The organism is Serratia sp. Tan611, assembly GCF_905188235.1.
GTDB lineage: Bacteria > Pseudomonadota > Gammaproteobacteria > Enterobacterales > Enterobacteriaceae > Serratia_B > Serratia_B rhizosphaerae.
In genome coordinates this window covers 1470466-1491544 of record NZ_LR994655.1, presented here as the reverse complement: position 1 = coordinate 1491544, position 21079 = coordinate 1470466, and the positions used below count along the sequence as shown (strand labels likewise).

General features: G+C 53.1%; 17 protein-coding genes and 1 pseudogene. 8 read left to right on the top strand and 10 right to left on the bottom strand.

The annotated features are described in order from the left end of the window. Window positions 1-303 precede the first annotated feature (303 nt). The 4 genes and pseudogenes from TAN611_RS07065 to TAN611_RS23470 all read left to right on the top strand — a co-directional run. A complete protein-coding gene (locus tag TAN611_RS07065) occupies window positions 304-1281 on the top strand; it encodes a DUF1852 domain-containing protein (RefSeq protein ID WP_105230316.1) in 978 nt (325 codons plus the stop codon). A gap of 29 nt (window positions 1282-1310) precedes the next feature. After that, the gene (locus tag TAN611_RS07060; protein ID WP_203067445.1) at window positions 1311-2333 is read left to right on the top strand and encodes a methionine synthase; all 1023 of its coding nucleotides are present in this window, start codon (window positions 1311-1313) and stop codon (window positions 2331-2333) included. Window positions 2334-2906: 573 nt separating this feature from the next. Further along, entirely contained in the window at window positions 2907-3701 is a 795-nt protein-coding gene (locus tag TAN611_RS07055) for a hypothetical protein (protein WP_160027739.1), read from the top strand. Window positions 3702-3770: 69 nt separating this feature from the next. Beyond that, a pseudogene (locus tag TAN611_RS23470) lies at window positions 3771-3998 on the top strand (hypothetical protein); the annotation flags it as partial. On the opposite strand, the gene TAN611_RS07050 reads toward TAN611_RS23470, so the two are convergent. Beyond that, complete coding sequence (locus tag TAN611_RS07050; RefSeq protein ID WP_203067444.1) at window positions 3895-5151, bottom strand: alpha/beta fold hydrolase; 1257 nt, start codon at window positions 5149-5151, stop codon at window positions 3895-3897. The pseudogene TAN611_RS23470 and the gene TAN611_RS07050 sit on opposite strands and share 104 nt — an antisense overlap. Before the next feature lie 126 nt (window positions 5152-5277). On the opposite strand from TAN611_RS07050, the gene TAN611_RS07045 reads away from it, so the two are divergent. The 3 genes from TAN611_RS07045 to TAN611_RS07035 all read left to right on the top strand — a co-directional run bounded on the left by TAN611_RS07045 (window position 5278) and on the right by TAN611_RS07035 (window position 7586). Continuing rightward, complete coding sequence (locus TAN611_RS07045; protein WP_238404519.1) at window positions 5278-6153, top strand: LysR family transcriptional regulator; 876 nt, start codon at window positions 5278-5280, stop codon at window positions 6151-6153. A gap of 231 nt (window positions 6154-6384) precedes the next feature. Beyond that, window positions 6385-6732, top strand: a complete 348-nt coding sequence (gene yajD / locus TAN611_RS07040; protein WP_105230313.1) for an HNH nuclease YajD — start codon at window positions 6385-6387, stop codon at window positions 6730-6732. Between the two features lie 155 nt (window positions 6733-6887). After that, a complete protein-coding gene (locus tag TAN611_RS07035) occupies window positions 6888-7586 on the top strand; it encodes an RluA family pseudouridine synthase (protein WP_203067442.1) in 699 nt (232 codons plus the stop codon). 63 nt (window positions 7587-7649) lie between these two features. Here TAN611_RS07035 and TAN611_RS07030 read toward each other — a convergent pair whose 3' ends face one another. From TAN611_RS07030 to TAN611_RS07000, 7 genes are all read right to left on the bottom strand, one after another. Beyond that, the gene (locus tag TAN611_RS07030; protein WP_203067441.1) at window positions 7650-8189 is read right to left on the bottom strand and encodes a DUF2058 domain-containing protein; all 540 of its coding nucleotides are present in this window, start codon (window positions 8187-8189) and stop codon (window positions 7650-7652) included. Window positions 8190-8366: 177 nt separating this feature from the next. Continuing rightward, a complete protein-coding gene (locus tag TAN611_RS07025) occupies window positions 8367-9425 on the bottom strand; it encodes an HNH endonuclease (RefSeq protein ID WP_203067440.1) in 1059 nt (352 codons plus the stop codon). A gap of 174 nt (window positions 9426-9599) precedes the next feature. After that, a complete protein-coding gene (locus TAN611_RS07020) occupies window positions 9600-13442 on the bottom strand; it encodes a hypothetical protein (protein ID WP_203067439.1) in 3843 nt (1280 codons plus the stop codon). Between the two features lie 363 nt (window positions 13443-13805). Then, on the bottom strand, window positions 13806-15032 hold the full coding sequence (locus tag TAN611_RS07015) for a deoxyguanosinetriphosphate triphosphohydrolase family protein (RefSeq protein ID WP_203067438.1): 1227 nt from the start codon (window positions 15030-15032) through the stop codon (window positions 13806-13808). A 241-nt stretch (window positions 15033-15273) separates the two neighbouring features. Beyond that, window positions 15274-15645, bottom strand: coding sequence for a DUF1493 family protein (locus TAN611_RS07010; protein ID WP_370576245.1), 372 nt, complete (start codon window positions 15643-15645; stop codon window positions 15274-15276). Between the two features lie 72 nt (window positions 15646-15717). Then, window positions 15718-16350 carry a LysE family translocator gene (locus TAN611_RS07005; RefSeq protein ID WP_105230309.1) on the bottom strand — a complete coding sequence of 211 codons (633 nt, stop codon included), beginning with the start codon at window positions 16348-16350 and terminating at the stop codon, window positions 15718-15720. A gap of 41 nt (window positions 16351-16391) precedes the next feature. Continuing rightward, a complete protein-coding gene (locus TAN611_RS07000; protein WP_111737499.1) occupies window positions 16392-17330 on the bottom strand; it encodes a DMT family transporter in 939 nt (312 codons plus the stop codon). Between the two features lie 136 nt (window positions 17331-17466). On the opposite strand from TAN611_RS07000, the gene TAN611_RS06995 reads away from it, so the two are divergent. Then, complete coding sequence (locus tag TAN611_RS06995) at window positions 17467-17904, top strand: Lrp/AsnC family transcriptional regulator (RefSeq protein ID WP_105230307.1); 438 nt, start codon at window positions 17467-17469, stop codon at window positions 17902-17904. Here the strand turns inward: TAN611_RS06995 and dinG are convergent. After that, complete coding sequence (dinG, locus tag TAN611_RS06990; protein WP_203067437.1) at window positions 17901-20102, bottom strand: ATP-dependent DNA helicase DinG; 2202 nt, start codon at window positions 20100-20102, stop codon at window positions 17901-17903. The genes TAN611_RS06995 and dinG overlap by 4 nt on opposite strands. 103 nt (window positions 20103-20205) lie before the next feature. Then, window positions 20206-20859: a glutathione S-transferase family protein gene (locus TAN611_RS06985; RefSeq protein ID WP_203067436.1), complete on the bottom strand. Its 654-nt coding sequence runs from the start codon at window positions 20857-20859 to the stop codon at window positions 20206-20208. Between the last annotated feature and the right edge of the window lie 220 nt (window positions 20860-21079).

Below are 21079 nucleotides of genomic sequence, written 5' to 3'. Positions count from 1 at the left end.
ACGGTACGACATCATGCAGGCGGCCGGCATCCCCCTGCATACGTCAACGGGGCGCAGTCAAGCATCAGGCCGCGCCCTTTCATCGCGTTGCGCAGCCAGCCGCTCCCCGCCTCCCCCAGAACATGAAGATGGCTCATGTTGTTATGAAATTAAGTCGCTTTCACTCCTCCCATGGCTCTGGCATAAATTATGCAATGTTAACGAATTGACAACATGAAGACGGATAAACGAGAAACCGGCATTCCCCGGAACCTCCGAGAATCCATCCAGTTTTCACGTCAGAACCCAGGATGCAAGATCACGATGACTCAAGATTTTACATTTACGATTAAGCGCAGCCAGTTTGATGAAAACTATAACCCTGCCGAAAGCACGCGTATCACCACCAACTTTGCCAACCTGGCCAGAGGGCAAAACCGCCAGGAAAACCTGCGCAATACGCTCACGATGATGAACAATCGCTTCAATAACCTGGCCTATTGGGATAACCCGAAAAGCGATCGTTATGCTGTCGAGCTGGACATTATTTCCGTTGAGATGCGCATAGAGGGGAGCGGTGCGGCTTTCCCCGTGATTGAAATATTGCAAACCCATATCGTCGACAAGAAAACCGACGAACGTATTGAAGGTATCGTCGGCAATAATTTCTCTTCCTACGTGCGTGATTATGACTTCAGCGTGTTGCTGTTGGATCACAACAAAAACAAAGCAGACTTCAACATTCCGGAGAATTTTGGCGTATTGCACGGCAACATCTTCAAATACTTCGTTAACTCACGCGAATATCAGGAAAGCTTTAAAAAACAACCGGTGATCTGTTTAAGCATCTCAAACAAAGACACCTATCACCGGACGGGCAACCAGCACCCGGTATTGGGCATCGAGTACCGGCAGGATCGCTCTTCGCTGACCGACCAATATTTCAAAAAAATGGGCCTGCAGGTGCGCTATTTCATGCCGCCAAACAGCGTTGCGCCGTTGGCATTTTATTTCTCCGGCGACTTACTGCGTGATTACTCTGACCTGGAGTTAATCGGCACCATCAGCACGATGGAGACGTTCCAAAAGATTTACCGCCCGGAGATTTACAATGCGAACTCTGCCGCCGGTCTGTGCTACCAGCCCAGCCTGAATAATCAGGACCATTCGCTGACGAAAATTGTTTATGACCGGGAAGAACGCAGCCGGCTGGCTATCGAGCAGGGAAAATTTACCGAAGAGCACTTTATCAAACCATACCAGAATATTCTTGAGCAATGGTCTGCTAACTACGCGCTTTGATTAACCAAAAAATAGAAGGCTATCTGATTATGAAAACATTGCTCCCGACTTCCACCGCCGGCAGCCTGCCTAAACCTTCCTGGCTGGCGCAGCCTGAGACGCTGTGGTCTCCCTGGAAGTTGCAAAATGAAGAGTTAATCACGGGCAAACAGGATGCGCTGCGCCTGTCTCTGGACGATCAGCTGCGGGCAGGGATTGATATTGTCAGTGACGGTGAGCAAACGCGTCAGCACTTTGTCACCACGTTTATTGAACACCTGAGCGGCGTTGATTTTGAACAGCGTCAGGTGGTTAAAATCCGTAATCGTTATGATGCGAGCGTGCCGACCGTGGTTAGCGCCGTGGAACGCCAGAAACCCGTGTTTGTTGAAGACGCCAAATTCTTACGTCAGCTCACCAAACAGCCGATTAAATGGGCCCTGCCCGGCCCGATGACGATGATCGATACGCTGTATGACAACCACTATAAAAGCCGTGAAAAGCTGGCCTGGGAATTTGCCAAAATCCTCAATCAGGAAGCCAAGGAGTTAGAAGCCGCCGGCGTCGATATCATCCAGTTTGACGAGCCTGCGTTTAACGTTTTCTTTGATGAGGTGAACGACTGGGGCATCGCCGCGCTGGAAAGAGCCATTGAAGGCCTGAAATGTGAAACGGCGGTGCATATCTGCTACGGATACGGCATCAAAGCCAATACCGATTGGAAGAAGACGCTGGGTTCCGAGTGGCGACAGTATGAAGAAGCGTTTCCTAAGCTGCAAAAATCCAATATCGACATCATCTCGCTGGAGTGCCACAACTCGCGCGTTCCGATGGATCTGCTGGAACTGATTCGCGGCAAAAAAGTGATGGTCGGCGCCATTGACGTGGCGACCAACGTTATCGAAACGCCCGAGGAAGTGGCCGATACCCTGCGTAAAGCGCTGCAGTTCGTCGATGCCGACAAACTCTATCCGTCAACCAACTGCGGCATGGCACCGCTGGCCCGTCAGGTCGCCAGCGGCAAGCTGCGCGCGTTAAGCGCCGGCGCGGAAATCATCCGCCGCGAGCTGTAAGCCGGCGCGCGTTGCCAGGCGTTTGCAGGCGCACCCCATATCAGGCGATCGGCAGCGATCGCCTGATTTTTTCTGCCCGCCATGTCGTTTAGGGTACCGGCTGCCGGCACATCCTTATCATCATGCCCCCCAGGGAACAACAGAGAAGTACTGATAACAATTGCAACGACAATCATAAGAAGCACTTGACCATTTAACGTCCATCCCCCGCCAATCCCCCGGTTCGTAACCTGATGCATAGAGCATCCGACGCCGCTCATTATGCAGCGAGTCGCCGATCGCCATGCCCCGGCCAAAGTGCAGTACGGCGATGGCTTATACACCATGCCAGCCGCCAGCGTATGGCATCAGTCAGGTCAAAACTAGCCATACCGGCTAGGCTTTACTATAGTTAAAATAATCTTAACATTTGTGTGATTTTCCTTCCCTTATTGAAGGCCTTTGAGATGCGGATTGGAGTAAACAAAAGCGGGATAAGCAGAAATACCAATAATCAAGTTGATGACACCATTAGCACCATTAAGAAGATTGCGTTCAATTTACGTACTATTTAAATATTAATATGGGGGTTTCATGCTACACGTGAAGATTTTCGAAAAAAATGAAGTTTATGGAAATAATGTTGTCAACTTACTCAGCGATCTGCACGAAAAAATATTCTCCCCTCCCGGTAACATCACGTCAGATGACATCATCTCGGCGTATATCCACCCTGCCGCGACCATCAGCAAAATTGCCATTTATTATGATGATAGGATCCCCGTTGGCTTTATGTGCATGCAGCGATACGAAATAGAAATAGATAAAAAAAAGTTAAACGTTTTTCGCAGTCAGGTCGGGTTATTGAAAGATTACAGAAACAAAAACATCGTTAAATTAACCTACTTAAGATTTGTGATTTCAGAGATGTTACGCACCCCAAGAAAATCACTCTTCTTTGAACTATGCATCCACCCCTCCAGCTATTGTTCAATACTCAAGAAAGGTTGCAACAGAAATAAAGCATGGCCAACAAAGGAAAATGCGCACCAAAATAGACCGATGAAGGATCTGTGTGAGACATTACTCAATAAGTTTGATCTGGAGATAAAAAAAGAAAATGGCGTCTTGATTCATAACGATGGACTAGGGCCAACCCGTGTCGAAAAAAAACCGAAAGGGGATATAAGTAGTGACGCTAAATTTTTTATAGAGACAAACCCCGGCTATGTCAACGGCGATGGACTAGCCATCATTTTAAGCCTTTCAGTGAAAGATATTCTGGTTAACATCTTCCACCAGACGTTGAGTAAAATAAATCGTAAATTGATTATCAGACCGGCTCATGGTCAAGAGGAATCCCCTCAAGAGAAACCTAATGAAATATAATGTTCACTGCCGCTTTTGCGATAGGCAGAAATGCATAACAGGAAAGCACGCCACCGGACTCCATGGCGTTTGATAGCCAGGACGCTGCAATCTGGCGAGCTGGTCAGCGTATTGCCAGACTACCGGTTACCTAACCGCTTCCTTTATGCCGTCTATCCCGATGCGCGCTTTATCCCACGGAGGGTCAGAAACATCAGCCGCGCGATCGAGCAATTGCTGCCAGGAATTCTGCCATCGCCGCCGTCACCGCCCGTGCCGCTTCAGTCGGCGGATGATGACCCGTGTCGGCCAGGATGAGCAGACGGGCTTCAGGGATCAGGCCTGCCATCTCCTGGCTCAGCCCAACAGGGGTGGCCATGTCCTGTTCGCCACAGATGACCAGCGTCGGGGCCGTGATGCCTGGCAGTAGTGCTGTGATATCACCGCGCTCAAAAACCGCGGCGTCCAATGCAAGCGCTAATCCTGCGCGGCTGTGAGACTGCATAATACGGCGCTCTCGGACGGCCTCTGCCTGATTATTCTGCAGCCAGCGTTCGCTGTTGATATAACCCTGAAGGCGTTTAAATAAATCTTCACGCTCAGCGTCTGAACCGGTGAGCAGAATTGCACGCTGTTCGCGCCAGTTTTGCAGACGTTCAGGGTATTCCGCTCTGGCGCTGGTGCCAATCAGCACCAAACCGGACACCCGCTGCGGATAGTGTGCGGCGAGTCTGATGGCGGCCATTCCCCCCTGACTCTGTCCAATAACGGTCACTTTGCCCAGTGACAGTTCCTGGATCATTAACGCCAAATCCCTGCTCAGGTCATCAAGTGTCCAGCCGGCGGGATTGTACTCGCTCTGACCGTGTCCCGGCATGTCCAAAACAATACAGCGGTGCGACTTACTCAAGGCCTCAAACTGCGCAGAGAAAATTTCATGATTGGCGAACAGCCCGTGGGCAAAAAGCAGCGTCGGCCCTTCCCCGATATCGCGGTAACGATACAGCGTGCCATTAATTCTCACCTGCTGAAGTTGCCATTCATCGTCGGCGTCAAAGGCCCTGCCAAGCAGCGCGGAATCTTCAAACATTTGATAACGGGTTATTTTCGACGCTGATACCTTAAAATGAATGATCATATCGCTGCCTACCGCATTGCCCGTACTCAGCACGATATGACGAAAGCGGCCCAGTACCAGAACGCTGTCATGATGGGCAATCATTTCGCTGATGGAGAAATCCAGCGGCCTGAAGTGCTGCGGGAAAGATTGCAGCCAGCGTCTGACCTGTTCCACGCCCTGTAACAATCCGACGGTGGATACTTCCGGCACGCCGTCAATATGCCACACGACATTGTCATCAAGCAGGCTGACAATGTCCTCCACCTTTCCTGCGGCAAATGCCGCCAGATAAGCCTCGACGGTCTTTCTTGCGCTCAGCCCCTGCATATCATGGGTATGGGTTGCTTCCATCTGTTTATTCCTCGTAAAAAAGAATGAATACCTTGCTGAAAGTTTATTTTTTCCATATTTTGAAAACTACAGATAAAATCAGCCAATTATTTTCCAAAAATAGAAAATGGTATGCGTGGAATAAATATGGACTGGAACGATTTACGCTTCTTTTTAGCTGTCGCGCGCACAAACAGCCTCACCAAAACGGCTATTAAGCTGAACGTCAGTCAGTCGACGGTGTCACGCAGGATTAGCACACTTGAAAGCAGTCTACAGACCTGCCTGTTCCTCCATCATCAGACCGGATACTTTCTTACCGATGCCGGCCAGGAGGTGCTCAGATATGCTGAAGAGGTGGAAGGCAAGGTGATAACGCTGGAGAAAAAAATCTCCGGGCGGGACCTGACACCGACAGGAACCGTACGGCTGGCAACGGCAGTAACGCTGGCAAACCACCTGATTATTCCGGCGTTGCCACGCTTCCGGGCCCGCTATCCCGGCATCACTCTGGAGCTTATCACCGGTGTAAATACCGTATCGGTGGTGCGCAATGATGCCGATATTGCCCTGCGGCTGGTCCGTCCCGAACAGAACACCTTAAAGATACGCAAGGCGGGTACGGTGGCCTCTGCGGTGTACGGTGCCGAGGCCTATGTTCGTGAGCATCCTGCGCCCGTCGATAACCCAACGGCAGACCGCAGTTTTATCACCTGGGACAGGTCATTCAGCCATCTCCTCGCCGCCAGATGGCTCAATGAACACTTCCCTGACCGGGCGTCGTCATTAGCCTTGACCAGTCTGGTCACCCAGATTGCCGCAGTAAAAGCGGGGCTGGGGCTGGCGGTGTTGCCCTGTTTCATTGCCTCGCAAAACAACGACCTGGTGGAAGTCATCCCCACACAACAGGTGTTTTCTGAGGAGCTGTGGCTGGTCAGTCATACCGACCTGGTCGCATCTTCACGGATCAGAGTAGTGGCCGACTTTTTAATGGAGATTATTAACGAAGCTCATCTGGCATAAGCTGGCCGGGTTAGTGCAAGCCGCTGCCGGCGCATCGCGGCCATAACCCCGCCTTCATCCGCGCTGAGCAAACAGCCGACGTTCTGTGTTAAGTAAAGATTCACTGTGCCATCCGGACTCTCTGTGTGAACTGCCCGCTGACGCCCACGGCCGGTAGACGTAATATTCTCCTGCCGTCCCGTTTTGGGATATATTGTGACTATTATTTCTTGCTAACAGGTAACATCGGCAATGGCTTTTATCCCCAAAAACTACGCGCGGCTGGAAAGCGGCTACCGTGAAAAAGCACTCAAAATATATCCGTGGGTATGCGGGCGCTGCTCACGGGAGTTTGTTTATTCAAACCTGCGTGAATTAACGGTTCACCATATCGATCACGACCACACCAATAACCCGGAAGACGGCAGCAACTGGGAGCTGCTGTGCCTGTACTGCCACGATCACGAACACTCGAAGTACACGGAAGCCGACCAGTACGGCACCACCGTTGTGGCGGGGGAAGACGCGCAGAAAGATGTCGGCGCGGCCACCTACAACCCGTTTGCCGAGCTACAGGCAATGATAAACAAGAAGAAATAAGAGCGGGTCTGTCAGTTGCTGACTCGGGCTGCCCCATCAGGCGGTTATGGGCGAGGAGCGGACGCTGCGATTTAAAGACATCAGGCGAAGCGCGGATTCGCCAACCGGCGGGAAATCCGCTATTATCCGCTGCCACTCTCCCCCCGGGCAGCCTGATGTCTACGATTATCGATACCTTTATTGCCCCGCCGTGCCATGAGCAGATAGACATCCTCTATCAGGACGATCACCTGGCGATAATTAATAAACCCGCCGGGCTGCTCAGCCTCTCCGGCAAAAATCCGCAAAATCTCGATTCGGTGCATCATCGGCTGGTACAGCTATTCCCCGGCTGTACGCTGGTTCACCGCCTGGATTTCGGCACCTCCGGGCTGATGGTGATTGCCCGCAATAAGGCAATCAATGCCGCCCTCTGCCGGCAGTTCAGCCAGCGCACGGTAACCAAGGTGTACGGCGCTCTGCTCTGCGGGCATCTGGACAACAACGAAGGGGTGATAGACGCAGCGATAGCCAAAGACCCGGCGCTGTTCCCGCTGATGTCGATTTGCTCAACCCACGGCAAACCCGCCAGATCCCGCTATCGGGTCATCGAACGTTTTGAACATACGGTGGAGGATGGGCGGTTACTGCCGGTGACGCGGGTACAGCTGATCCCGGAGAGCGGGCGTACTCATCAGTTACGCATTCACTGCCAGCTGCTGGGCCACCCGATTCTCGGCTGTGACCTGTACGGCGGCCTGCTGCCGCCGGGCGCCGAACAAACCCAGCGACTGATGCTGCACGCCAGCGAGCTGCGCTTTGTTCATCCCGTCAGCGAAGAAGCGTTCAACATCCGGCATGATTGTCCGTTCTGACGATGACGACGGCGTATGAAAAGCCCGTCAGGACTCTTCATACGCCGCAGCGGCAAACCTTGTTTACCACATCAGTTCGTCAGGTACTTTAAAGTCGGCATACGGATCGTCTTCGTCCTGCTCTTCCTCACTCAGCGCGCTGTTTAACACAATGCTGTTTGCGTCACGCTGGGCAATTTTATCGGCGACGCTGGCGGGGATAATGGCGTATTCGCTCTCGCCGCTGCTATCAACAGCCAGACGGGCGATGGCAAGACGACCGCTGATCAACTGGGTTTGCGTGGTCTTATCCACATACACTTTCTTAATCAGATTGCCATCGGTGAAGTTAAAACCGATATCGCCCTTTGCCGGCACGATGCGGTTCATCTCAATCAGCTGCTTCACCTGCGCCTTGTACTCTTTGGCTAACGCCGCCTGCTTTTGCTGCTCGCTGAGCTGCTTATCGCGCTCCAGCTGCGCTTTTTTATTCTCTTCCACCGCCTCTCTGGCCTCACGCGCCTGAACCCGTGATTTTTTCGCCGTACGCTGGACTTTGGCCGCCTTTTTGCTGGTCACCAGCCCTGCCTTCAGCAGCTGCTCTTGTAAGGTGAGTTTTGCCATCTTCGTTTCTGAACCCGTTGAGAAATTTGTGGGGATTATAGCGGCATTGGTGGAGGGGGGGCTAGGGTTGTGTGGGGAAGATGAAGGGAGTGAGATGGGGCGGGTGTGAGCTGAGTGCAATGTCCGCGCCCGACATAAAGCTAAGTGGTGGCTATAGTGAGGAGCGGACGTACTAGATTAAGAACGTTCATCGCCATTGTTTTTGTCGATCCAATATTGCCGATGATTTATCAGATGAGTGATTAACGGCCAGTCTTTTTTATCTTTTGGTAACCTTAGATATCGTCCATCTAACCCTGAATATTCTGTCCCAGCTAACTGTTCTGATATCCTTATTTTCAATTCGGTATCAATCCAGAGCAAACCACGGTCAAATAAAGTATGAATATCTGCTTTCAGTAACAAACCATGCTGGGCGCGGGTATGCCAAGCACCGGCATAAGGGGTGATATGAGCAGCCTCAAGTAAGACCTGGATCGAACAACCTGTTACCGCACACCTGCCCTCATAAGCTTCAATAAGTTTTCGTCTAAATACGGGTTGTCCTTCTCGAACAATCACTTCACGCAGAGCCTTTAGACGGATGTCACCCTCATCCTCAGGGAGTTCCGTGAATAATTCATCTCTCGCTTCAAGAACTAACCGATCACATGTTCTTGGGACAGTAATCTGAACTGGCGTTCTGCCATCGTCACCAATATCCCATATACCGTGCAGTTCCTGGAAATACAGTTCATACCGTGTATTTCGTAGGTTTCCAGTACGAAACAACACGTCGTATGGATTACCTAGGTCAGTACGAGAGCTTTTACGGCTACCAAGATACCGATATCGGGAATTACTATTAACAGTTAATGCATCTAGTTGAATTCGAATCTCTGTCTCTTTCAGAGGGGCATTGCTGTTACGGATCCACTTAACAATATTTGCCGCAGAGGCGGAACCTAGTTGTGTCACTGCATACCATACACGGAGATATTGTGGATAGTGCATTTCTTCAGGGATGATACCTGGCACACTAGCAACATATGTTGAGAAATTATGATGGCGCATCCATTCTCCCCATTGGCGAGAATGTGTACTAATACCCATACGATGTGGCTCGCGTTTGCCAATTTCGTCATTAAACTCCAGTCGGGAGGGGGCTCGGCCCAGTTTCTCATAGAGTTCATCACAACACTCCCATACTGCTCGTACCAACGGACCTTGTGGATATCCATCTTTGCTCAGACTCATAAGTATTCTCCGTCAACGAACATATCTTGAGATGAGTGATATCCAACTCTGACACATAATCAGCCACAATTCATCAGGCTTCTATGAGTGAGGAGCGGACGATTTGGCTACAATTGATATGCCTGAAAACACTAGTACTAAAGTGTCATTAAGATCCTTATTAGGTAGTCACCATTACTCAAACCGCTGTTCACCTTTACGATCTTCCTGTTGTTCCCGATTCCTTTGACGCTCAATCATAAGCATCAATCTCTCGTGTATTTTTTTTGCAGCGTTTGAAATGTCATCCCGCTCGTGTTCAATGAGTTCACCGAAAGCGTCAGTCCGGGACTGTAATATGTTTGCAAGGCTACCACTCCAGCTTGTGGGGCTCATTAATTTTGCAAAAGACTCAAGAACCAAGGAAGGTTCAGGTGCCGCCTCCAGGAATTTGACAGCATTTTCATGTAAGACCGTCCCGCTTGTGTCAGGAATTCTTACCCAGAGTTCTAACCCCTGCGGCACAAATACCCACATCCTCGGATCGTTACTGCTGGAGCACCAGCCAATCAAGGTTTCGATGTCAACGCCTGAAAGTAGCGGAGTATCCCCAATGCTTCCATGCATAAAGAACAACCGCATACACCTTTGGTCTTCAGAATCTTCAAAAAGACGGGAGAGAAACGCTTCAGGTATAAGTGCCACTGTTGTTTCTATGGTTTTACGATAATCATTCATATAGCCGTGGTGTTTATCAATCGCTGAGAAGATTGCGTCCAGCCAGTTTTCTACCAGCCCATCATGACTGTCAAACTGCAATGCCGCCGCGACTACAGATGCCATAGAAGCATCAACGAAACCGCCCCGATCATCAGTCTCTTTCTGTAAAACCTGAATGGCTGCCCTGAGACCGATTTGACGGAGTTCTGGGCCAGGCATGTCCTCTGTCGCTTTGTTGCCATGTAACCTCATCCCTAGCCCATCCAGAATCGCCTCAGCGCCGTTTTCTATGGCTAACAGTCGTTCTGCCAGTTCAAGCACTCGAGTTACTGGCAAATGCAAGCATTTCTTTTGCCAAAAAATGGCGTCAAACATAACTATACGAGTATCCGGTTTATTCAGAACCGACATGCATCTATTGAGATCGGTTTCTGTAAAATCTCGCTGGGGATGCAAATTAACCAGAACTCGAGAGAGTGAAGGATGCACGGCGCAGTGATCCAGAAATTCATGGGCTAGTGCTTCATTAGTACGATCCACGCCTTCGATAAAGCCTAGAAACAAAGAAAAATCTTTATTTTCAGTAGAGTCCTGCTCCAGTTCTTTTATAAGTAATTGCCAGATTTCACGAGGACTCGCGGTTCCCTCAGCGAGCCCCTTCCCAAATGCGCTCCGGTAAGGTATCCATTCAGAAGAGAACAGATTGGGTCTCAGATCAGAAAGACAAAGTGTTGAAGTGGCAAACTCACGCCCCAGTTGCTCTGCTCTGGCCATCACCCGCTCTTTTGCTTCAGTGTATCGCGCCTGGTCACTTCGGTTAAATTCGTCATCAAGTACCCAGTTATAGTGGCCTTTACTCAGGGCATAAAGCAGGATAGCGGAAAGCAAATCATTCGGTCTGAGCTCCCTTTCCAGAGCATCAAGAGTTTCAAGCAACACGGACGATATCTGAGGCTCCTTTCGCATAAAGTACAGTTTTGCTCGAATCGCCTTCCAGCCCTCCCCCCAGGGAAGACGGGCATGCAGTGTACGTGCGGCATCAACCAGGACGGAACCTATCCTCTTATCACTCCACAGGCCACTGAGTGCATTTGCCAGAATTGTCCGTGCACCGTTGGCAAGATGTATATCATCGGCGTTCCCAACGCGAACGGCAATCTCAATGAACGAGCATCTCCACTCCATCAACGCGTCATAGTCTGGTTCTGCACCGTAATCCCTCGGGCGGGCACCAAACTCACATATACTCGAACTTGTCCACATCGAACCGCTAAGTCCGGCAGAAAGCATTTTCAGCCCTAGTGTGCGACGCTGTGACAAACTTGAAGTAAGACACTCCTCCAGAAGCGCAATTCGCTGCTCCAGAGAGGCATGTGTACCTGACAGGTAGGGCTGACAGAACAATGTGAGTCTGTCCCGTGCATCCTTCTGACCAGGTTTATCCGTTTCATGATCCGCGATTTGCAGCAGAAGGCTGGCGCACTTGTCAAAGTATGAAGACTCCCAAGCCAGTGCCTGCAAAAGATCGAGGATAGTGCTCCAAGGCGGATCGTAATGTCTATTCTGGCCTTTAAAATCTGTAGCCCTGAGCTCCTCGTCAATCCGGTTAAGCAGAACGTCAGGCACCACCGGCGCAATGTACTCCAACATCCGAGCCGGCAAGTCATCTAATTCCAGCAGGTTACCCAGCATAGCTTCCGGCTGGAGCCATGCGGCCGCAATCTCCTTTGCCACCGGATGATCGTGTAAAAGGCCCAGCCGGTGAGCAAACGACATAAGGATGCGATCCCGTCCCGGCACTTCAAAGGTAGACCTGAGAAACGCAACCGGAAAGCTACCCAGCGCGGAGGCGGCCAGTTTGTTCGCTATAGCATGGGGTAAGATGGCTCGCCAGTGCGACCTCGCCTGAAGAATGTGGCGATCGGTCAGCTTCTTGAGCGTACGGTACAGCTGGTTATGCGAATAGCCCGCGAGCGTGCCAAGGATCTCCAGTTCACTGTCGCCTGTTTCAGAACAGTCACTCGAAAACGAATAGACCAGCGAAAGTATCTCGGCCTGCTCCCGTAATCCCTCGTCTCGCTTATGACGTTGTTCAAAAAGTCTGTCGAAAAGCTGTGCATCAGACAGAACAGCTAGCGACTCTCCCTCATCCACTCTCTCAGCGATAGCCAGCGAGACTCTGGCATTTCCGTCAGCGAATTCAGCGATCCGGCGGGCGTTCAACGGTCCAATACCGGGGAAACGGCACAACAGAAGTTTTTCCGCGACTTCCGGTCCTACCGCCTCGATGTGGATCACCTCCGTGGTCTGAGGTTTGTCCTCCCGAATATCATACTCAACGGTAATTAGCTTGATCCTGCTTCCCACCGAAGTAACTCTCGCCGCGAGGGATGCATGCAGTTCAGACGGGCAGTTATCAAGAACCATAATTGCGCTGCGCTGATCAGCGATGAGGCGCTCCAGCATGGCTGTAGCCGAAGGGTTCGGGTCATCACCGGTATCAGCATAGACCGCTAGAGTACGGTCCAGGGCATCGGCTCCTACTGATTCATCAAACAAGGCTTGAACAATCCTCGTTTTACCGACGCCCGATAAACCAGTAATACGCACAGCTTTCCGAGTGGTCTGGATAAGCTGGCGTATCGGCCCGATAGCATCCTTAATACTCAGGGGGTGACCTTTTTCTGACGGAAGTGAGATCGTAATACCGGACGCGGTAATCAGGGTATCTTCCGCCCCCTCTGGAGGGCGGCTCCATGCACCATATGGCTGCCAGCCGGAATATCCCCGCCCCAGTATTCTGTTTACCCACAGCATTACTGACGGATGCTGTCGTATCCACTGAGCCAACTTTGCGCGATCATAGAAAGCCAGATGAAGAGTTGGGTGAGAGGGATCATTCCTGACGACCTCATGCATCGCCTTGACGCGTTCGGCAAGCATAGAAGGGGAACAATCCTCATCCAGACTGACAATGATATAGCTTCCCCCCTTTGCGGCCTGGCCGGATATCATGGGAGAAAGGACGCCTGAAGGAGCCATCTCTCGCAAAATATCTGCCCTGCGCATCTTGTGTTTCTTGGCCTGGAAAACGGTATCTGGTCGCTCAATATACCCGCTGTTCAGTTGTTCGAACGGTACCTGCACGTGGATATCAATTCCACCATCTGGTGCATTGATCGATCCCGACCAGCGCACCCAGGCTGAACTGTAACCGCTGGCCGCCACTTCGGCTTCAGCAAGGCGAGCAATTAACTCTTCCAAAAGAGTATCTGAGAGTCTGAGTAATTCATCTTTATCGATATCGAAGATCGCCACGGCATAGTCCTGACAGAAAACTGAAATTTTTCATAACCGATGACCAGAATATTAAGCAATTTAAAGCAAATTTTCCTGTAACCAGTTCCTATTGCTCCATACACTAGCAGATTAGCAATGTCCGCTTATGGCATAGAGCCGCTGTTGCACCTCTGACAACCTTAAACTTCAATAGACTCAGAGATCTAACGCATCAGCAACTTCCATGCCCAGATAACGGACTGTGCTTTCCTGTTTCTTATTGTCCAACAGAAGTTGGATTACCCGGAGATTCTTGGTTTTGTCAACAACACAGACAATGACCTCTTTACGATCTTATATCAGTGTCGCTGACAGTATTCGCGCCTCCGGTAACTAATTGTATTACTTTAGACAATGCGTTTCCCATTCTTTTATAGCAAACGTGTCCATCATGCCTGATATATAGTCAACCACCGCTCGCTTTTTCTTGGCCTCAAATTCATCAGTTTCCTCCTTGGGTAAGGAAAACTTAAGTTCGGGGGAGAGGAATTTATAATTATTATCTTTGTTGTAGAATACATATAAATCTTTGATTATCACATTTCCTCTGAACTCATAGGTGAGTATATTGCGTTTTCGCATAATGACTCTAAAAAGAAGTTTTTTTAGACCTTCAGATAACTCTTTCAGTTTTCCGAATCCAAGCTCATAAAAGCCATTCTTGTTCTTTACTACAGAAATGTCTGTAACTAGGTGATTAACAATGTTGGAGGTCAACTCCTTGCGGAAAATCATTGCAAACTCTTCTGAGGTCTTGAGTGAAATTGCCTGAAAAGCTGTTTCTTTCGACTTACTGACAATTTTCCTGAACTGGTCCAACGCGCCCTGGAATTTTTCAGAAATCAGAAACTCATACTCAATGTCTTCTATCGTGACCATGTTTCTGCTCAGAGCATCTTCTAGGTCATGTGCTGCATAAGCAATTTCATCCGCAAGATCCATTATTTGTGCATCAATAGTTTTCTCTCCAGGTTTCAGATCAAGCTGGCTTTTAGCAAGCAGATGAGTGTAAAAATTAAAGTCGTCATCATAAATGAATTTGTCAGCAATGGAACGGGTATTTGGATACTTAATAACCGAAAGCAAGCTCCGGTGAGTCAGATTCAACCCGCTGCAGTCTGCATATTTTTTTTCAAGCCTCCTCAGGATGCGTAGCGCCTGTGCGTTTCCTTCGTAACCGCCAATATCCTTAGAAAGCTCGTTAAGCAGTTTTTCACCTGAATGACCGAATGGGGGATTGCCGATATCATGCGCTAGGGCTGCCAGCTCAACCACCACGGGATGAACCAATTCGAGGTCTGATGCGATACTCCTGGCGATTTGCGCTACCTCAAGACTGTGCGTTAATCTATTTCTGTTGAATTTTTCAGGATCGACTTCAAAGAGCTGCATCTTTCCCTGTAATCTGCGAAATGATGATGAATACAGAATGCGCGCGTAATCCCGCTGATAGTCATCTCGATTTCTTGCTTCAAAATTGGTGCCTAAGTGTTCCCTGGTATTTTTCAGGGCGTTGATCAACTTTTTCTCTTGCTCTCGTGCAAATTCTTTTAATTCATTGTCGTACATATTTCATCCTTGGTAAGGAAGTTATAAAGCTAGAATACCGAAATAATAAGCCAAGTGGCTATGCTCTATAAAGTGATTATTAATTAATGAGTACTGCCCATTACCGCAACTTCAAATTGCGCAACTTGGCCCACTTTCTATTGATCAACATATGATCACTCTATACAACTTCCGCTGTGGCACCAAACCGACTTTCGAATCAGATTTCATACCAACAGAGGCGCCTATCAGATACACCCAATCACCCATACAACCACCGCCCCGCCCTAGCAGACTCCATCATCATGGCAATAGTCAGCGCTTCAGGCTCTTGGTATTTTCTTTTCTTACTTCGGGGGCAGAGCCAGCCAAGCACGGCGGAGGTTACGCCGATCTCCTGCGGCCAATAGCGCATAAAGTTAAACCCTGAACTGTCAACATTGAACAACTCAAAATACTCTTCCATGATTTCCAGGCCATCCTCCCAGATCCAGGGATACTTGCCCGTCGACAGGCTGGTGTCTGACGTCAGCGGTTTCTTCTTACTGAAAGGCGTGCGCAGGTTCCACTTCGCATCGTACCAATCAAAAACTTGCTGGCCGATATCGGCGTTGTCCGGTTTTTTGTCCATCATCTGTCATCCTTAACCTGCCACCGCCCTGTTCCACCGGCAGCAATTACGGCCCCCGTAAACGGAGGCCTTCCCTCACGACTGCCGGCTGGACAGCAGCAGCTTGCACGCCAGCGCGGCGAACACTCCGCTCAGCAGATAGTTCGGCCAGCGCGCGTTGATACAGCGGCCTGCGAAACGGTTCTTCATGCCGCTGACCAGCATAATCACGCCGCCGTTGACCGCCAGCCCCACCAGATTCAGCACCGTCGCCAGCACCAGCATCTGCACCACCACCGAGCCGGCCTGCGGGTTGATAAACTGCGGGAACAGCGCCAGCACAAACAGCGCCATCTTGGGGTTAAGAATATTGGTCCACAGCCCCTGACGGAAGATGCGTCCGACCGCCACCGGCGCCAGACCGGCGGAAGCCTGCAGACTGCCGCCCGAACGCAGCGTTTTCCACGCCAGATACAGCAGATAGGCGGCCCCCATCACGCGCACCGCGTCATAGGCCAGCGGCATGACGACAAACAGCTGCGACAGCCCCAGCGCCGCCGCCAGAGCGTGGCAATAGGTGCCAAGCTGAATCCCCGCCAGTGAGGCGAAGCCGGCGCGTCGCCCCTGGCTGATGCTGCGCGAGGCGATAAGCAGCATATCCGGCCCGGGGGTGACGGTCAGCGCCAGACTGGCGGCGGAAAACAGCGCTAAGGTAGAGATGTCGATCATGATGTTCCCAATAAGGTTAGCCAAATGAGCAAGTTATTAATCTACCTCAGCGACGGCGTTTTTCCAGTTTCGGCGTGCGCAATACCGCATTTTTCAGCCGCAGGCTGCGGCCGACGGCGTTCGCCCAGCAGGTTCATCCCGGCGGCGGCCAGCAGAATCAGCGCCGCGCCGGCCAGCTGCGCCAGCGACAGCTGGTGCGCAAAGGCCCAGCGGTCCACCAGCATGGCGGCGACCGGGTAGATAAACGACAGCGAACCGGTCAGGTGGGTCGGCAGCTTCTGGATGGCGCCGTACAACAGCACAAACATCAGCCCGGTGTGCACCACGCCCAGCGCCAGCAGCATGCTCCACTGCCCGGCGCTGGCGTCGGCGTGGAAGTCCACCAGCGGCAGCAGCATCAGCGCGCCGACGCTGACCTGAATCAACACGATCAACTGCGGCGGCGTACCGGTCAGGCGCTTGGCTGCCAGCGCCGTCAGCGCATAGAAAAACGCCGCCCCCAGCGCCAGCAAAATCCCCCACAGATACTGGCCGCCCGCGCCCGCCTGCTGCGGCTGCGCCAGCACCACCAGCATCATGCCGGCAAAGGCCAGCGCCAGCCACAGCAGCTTGCGCGCCGTCAGCCTTTCCCCCAGAAACAGCGCCCCCAGCCCCACCAACATAAACGGCTGGGTGTTATACACCGCCGTCGCGATGGAGATCGACGCATAGCGGTAGGCGCTGAACAGCAGCAGCCAGTTCACCACCAGCGCCATGCCGCCGGCAACGGCAATCAGCAGCGTCGCCCGCCGCAGCCCCGGCGCACGCAGCTGTCCGAGCAGGCCGCACACCAGCAACAGCGCCAGCGCGCCGATGGCGCAGCGCCAGAACACCACGTTAATCACCGGCTGGCCGGACATCAGCACAAACCAGCCAATCGAACCGGAAATCAGCATCGCTGCCACCATCTCCAGCGAACCGCGTTTTATCTCTGCCTTCATCGTCTGTATCCCCTGCGTCAGTGATTGCATTAGCTTGCAACCTTTTGCCGCTGCGCTCCATAGCCAAAATCAGGCAGATATGCTTAACTTCCTTTTTATTAAAGGCTGAATACATTACTTACCTAACAAGGTTGCTATGGATATTATCGATCACCAAATTCTGGCGCTGCTGGCGGAGGATGCGCGCATGTCGCTGAAAACGCTGAGCGCCAAAGTGGGGCTGTCTTCGCCGAGCACCTCAGAACGGTTGCGGCGGTTGGAGGAGAGCGGCGTGATTCAGGGCTACACCCTGAACGTGAATCTGCAGGCGCTGGGCTACAGTTTTCAGTCGCTGGTGCGCCTCAAGCCGCTGCCGGGCATGCTGAAGAAGGTGGAACAGATGATTGCCGCCATCCCGGAGGTGGTGGAGTGCGACAAGGTAACCGGTGAGGACTGCTTTATCGTGCGGCTGGCGACGCGCTCGCTGGAGCAGCTCGACCAGATCCTGGATCGGCTGGCCGAGCAGGCGCAGAGCAATACCTCGATTGTAAAAACCACGCCGGTGAAGCGCCGCCTGCCGCCGCTGGCCGTTTAACGGCGGCGACGGCGGGTGAACGGATTGCCCTTCTTTTTCTCTTTTTTGGCCGCGTCGGCGGCCGATTTCAGCGCCGCCAGATGCGCCTTGTCGGCCTCCGGCACCGCCCGCTGTTCAATGGGGAACACCAGCAGCGCCGCCAGCAGGCGTGAGCCGTAGTTTTTCGTCAGCAGGCGGCGGTCGTAAATCATGATTTCTCCATGGCACTGATTGCTGCGGATCAGCCGGCCGACCTGCTGGATCAGGTTAAACGAGGCGCTGGGCAGGCTCTGCACTTCAAACGGATAGCGCTTCAGGGTTTTCAGCCACTCGCCTTCGGTGAGGATCACCGGGCTGTCGATCGGCGGGAAGGCGATTTTGTGAATATGCACCTGCGTCAGCAGTTCGCCCTTCAGATCCAGCCCTTCGGCGAAAGACTGCAACCCCACCAGCACGCTGGCCACGCCCTTCTCCACCCGCTTGCGGTGCTCTTCCACCAGCCGGTAGCGCGGCTGATCGCCCTGCACCAGCAGCATCAGCCGTAAATCGGTGACGTAGCTAAGGAAGGTCTGCATCGCCCGGTTGCTGCTGAACAGAATCAGCATCCCTTTGTGCTGCCCGCCGGCCACTTCGGCGCGGAAGCAGCGCGCCATCTCTTCCAGATGCTGCGCTTCATTAGCCATCGACGGTTCAAACTGCATGGCGGGAATCACGATTTTGCCCTGCTCGACGTGGTTGAACGGCGAGGAGAGCACCTCAAAGCGGTCGCCGGCCTTTTCGTTCAGGCCGCTCATCTCCTGCAGACGGGCGAAGCTGTTGAGCGAGCGCAGCGTCGCCGAGGTCACCACCACGTGCGGCACGTTGCGCCACAGCAGCTTCTCCAACTGGTCGCTGACGCGGATGCCGACGCAGTGCAGATACAGATGGGTAACGTTATCGCGCACCTCGCGCGTGACCCATTTGGAGATCGGCGCGTTGGAGGATTTATCCATCGCCGCCAGCTTCCACAGCTTGCTCATCGCTTCCAGATAACCCAATGTGCGGCTCATCTGCAGAATCGTGCGGTGCAGGCGCACAATATCGTGCTTGCCGGTCTGTTCGCTCAGGTCATTGAGGATAAACTCCGCCAGCCCGCGCAGCCCGTCGGTCAGTTTGAACAGCCGCGCGCAGCTCTCCACCATCTCCGGCGGCAGCGCGCCCATCTCAAAGCGGTGCTCCGCCGCCGCGCCGTCTCCCGGTAGGTAAGCGCTTACCTGATGCTCAAAGCCCTGCATCAGCTCGCGCAGCTCCTCGCAGTGGTTTTTCAGCCGTTCGATGTTCGCCAGCCCCGGCGGGTTCTTCGGCCGGTACTGGGTCATGCACAGCTCCACCTGCCGCACGATCATATCCAGCTGCAGGTTGGCGGACAGCGCGGTGATTTCCCCTTCCATCTCCAGCGCGTCGCGCGCCACCTCCGGCAGGTGGTGGCCCTCGTCCAGCACCAGCAGCAGCTCTTTGGGATTAGGCAGTACCGATTCGCTCTCCAGCGCCGCCATCACCAGCGCGTGGTTGGCGACCACCACGTCGGCGCTCTCAATCTCTTTGCGCGCCAGGTAAAACGGGCACTCGCGAATATAGTGGCAGTTACGCCCCAGACAGTTGGCCTTGTCGGTGCTCAGCTTGCTCCACAGCGTGTCGTCAATCGACAGCGAATAGTGGTCGCGCAGGCCGTCCCACTCGTGGCGGGCCAGGGATTTGGACAGTTTCTGGCACAACGCCTGCTCTTCGCCGTTGGAGGGCGCCAGCTCATCCTCGTCGAGATACAGCATCAGATCGCCCTGCTCGGCGACGTCGGTGCCCATCGCCGCCAGGTTGCGCGGGCAGACGTAGCGCCGGCGGCCGAACGCGCCGGTAAACTTTAAGTCCGGGATGATTTTCTTCAGCAGCGGCAGGTCTTTACTGTAAATCTGGTCCTGCAGCGCCACGTTGGCGGTGCTGACCACCAGCGGTTTGCCTTCGTCGCGCCCGACGGCGATGCCGGGAATCAGGTACGACAGCGTCTTGCCGACGCCGGTCGGCGCTTCAATCGCCAGATGGCGCGAATAATCGCCCGCCAGCGTCTTGGCGACTTCGGCAATCATCTGCCGTTGCGGTGCGCGGGAAATAAAGTCCGGTATTTGCTGCTGCAGGGCTTTGTACCACTTGCCGATCTGATCTTTTACTGCGGAGGTGAGCGCCATTCAACTCTTATCTAAACGAAATGATGGCGCTATTGTCCCACAGACGACGCGCGCCGTCAGCACGGCGAAGCAACGCATCGTCCGCTTTGCGCTGCGCCGCGCATTATTCCAGCGGCGCAACATGGTCGAAATGCGCCTGGAACAGCGCATTCAGCAGCGGCAACTGCTCCACCCGACCGGCGATGGCGGTCAGCTGCGGGCAGTGCTGCAGGAACCAGCGGCGGCCGGGCCGCCAGTTGCACATCACGGCGATGTACAAATCCAGCGCGCTGAAGGTGCGGCCGAGAAACCACGGCCCGGCGTCGCTGGCGGCTGCGGCGCACTGCAGCCACAGCTGTTCGCGGCGCGGGGCGATCGCCTCCTCCAGCCGCTCCGGGTGGCGGGTCTTCGGCAGCCAGGTCTCCGGGTGGTCGCCATAGGTGAAGGTCGGGTAAATCGCGCTGTTGATAAACATCAGCCAGCGTAAAAAACGCGGCAGCGTCGCCGCGCCCGCCTCCGGCGCCAGTTCCGCATGGGGCGCGCGCGCATGCAGCAGCAGCACGATCGCCGCACTCTCGGTCATCACTTCATTATTGGGCAGAATCAGGGTGGGCACTTCCCCCAGCGGATTGAGCCGCAGCAGACGCTCGCGCTCCGGGCTGTCCGCCGCGTAGTCCACCTCTTCATAGCCCCAGGGAAAGCCGGTCAGCTCCAGCGCGGCGGCGACGATGGTCGAACCGCAGCCGCGGCCGCCGAGCAAGGTGTATGTATCACGCATAACTCCTCCGTAACGGCAGGGATCAGGGCGCATCCGCTGCGCTTACGCAGGCCGATTAGGCTGTTTCGCGCGCGCCGTCACTGCAGAGAGAACATGCGGCCGCGCTAGGTTTAACTGTAGACCAGCCGCCCCCGCCTTTCCCGTTCGGTTTTTCATCACTCAGCACAAATATAAATATTTTGTCATAAATGCATCACACAACCTTGGTAAAAAATCTGCG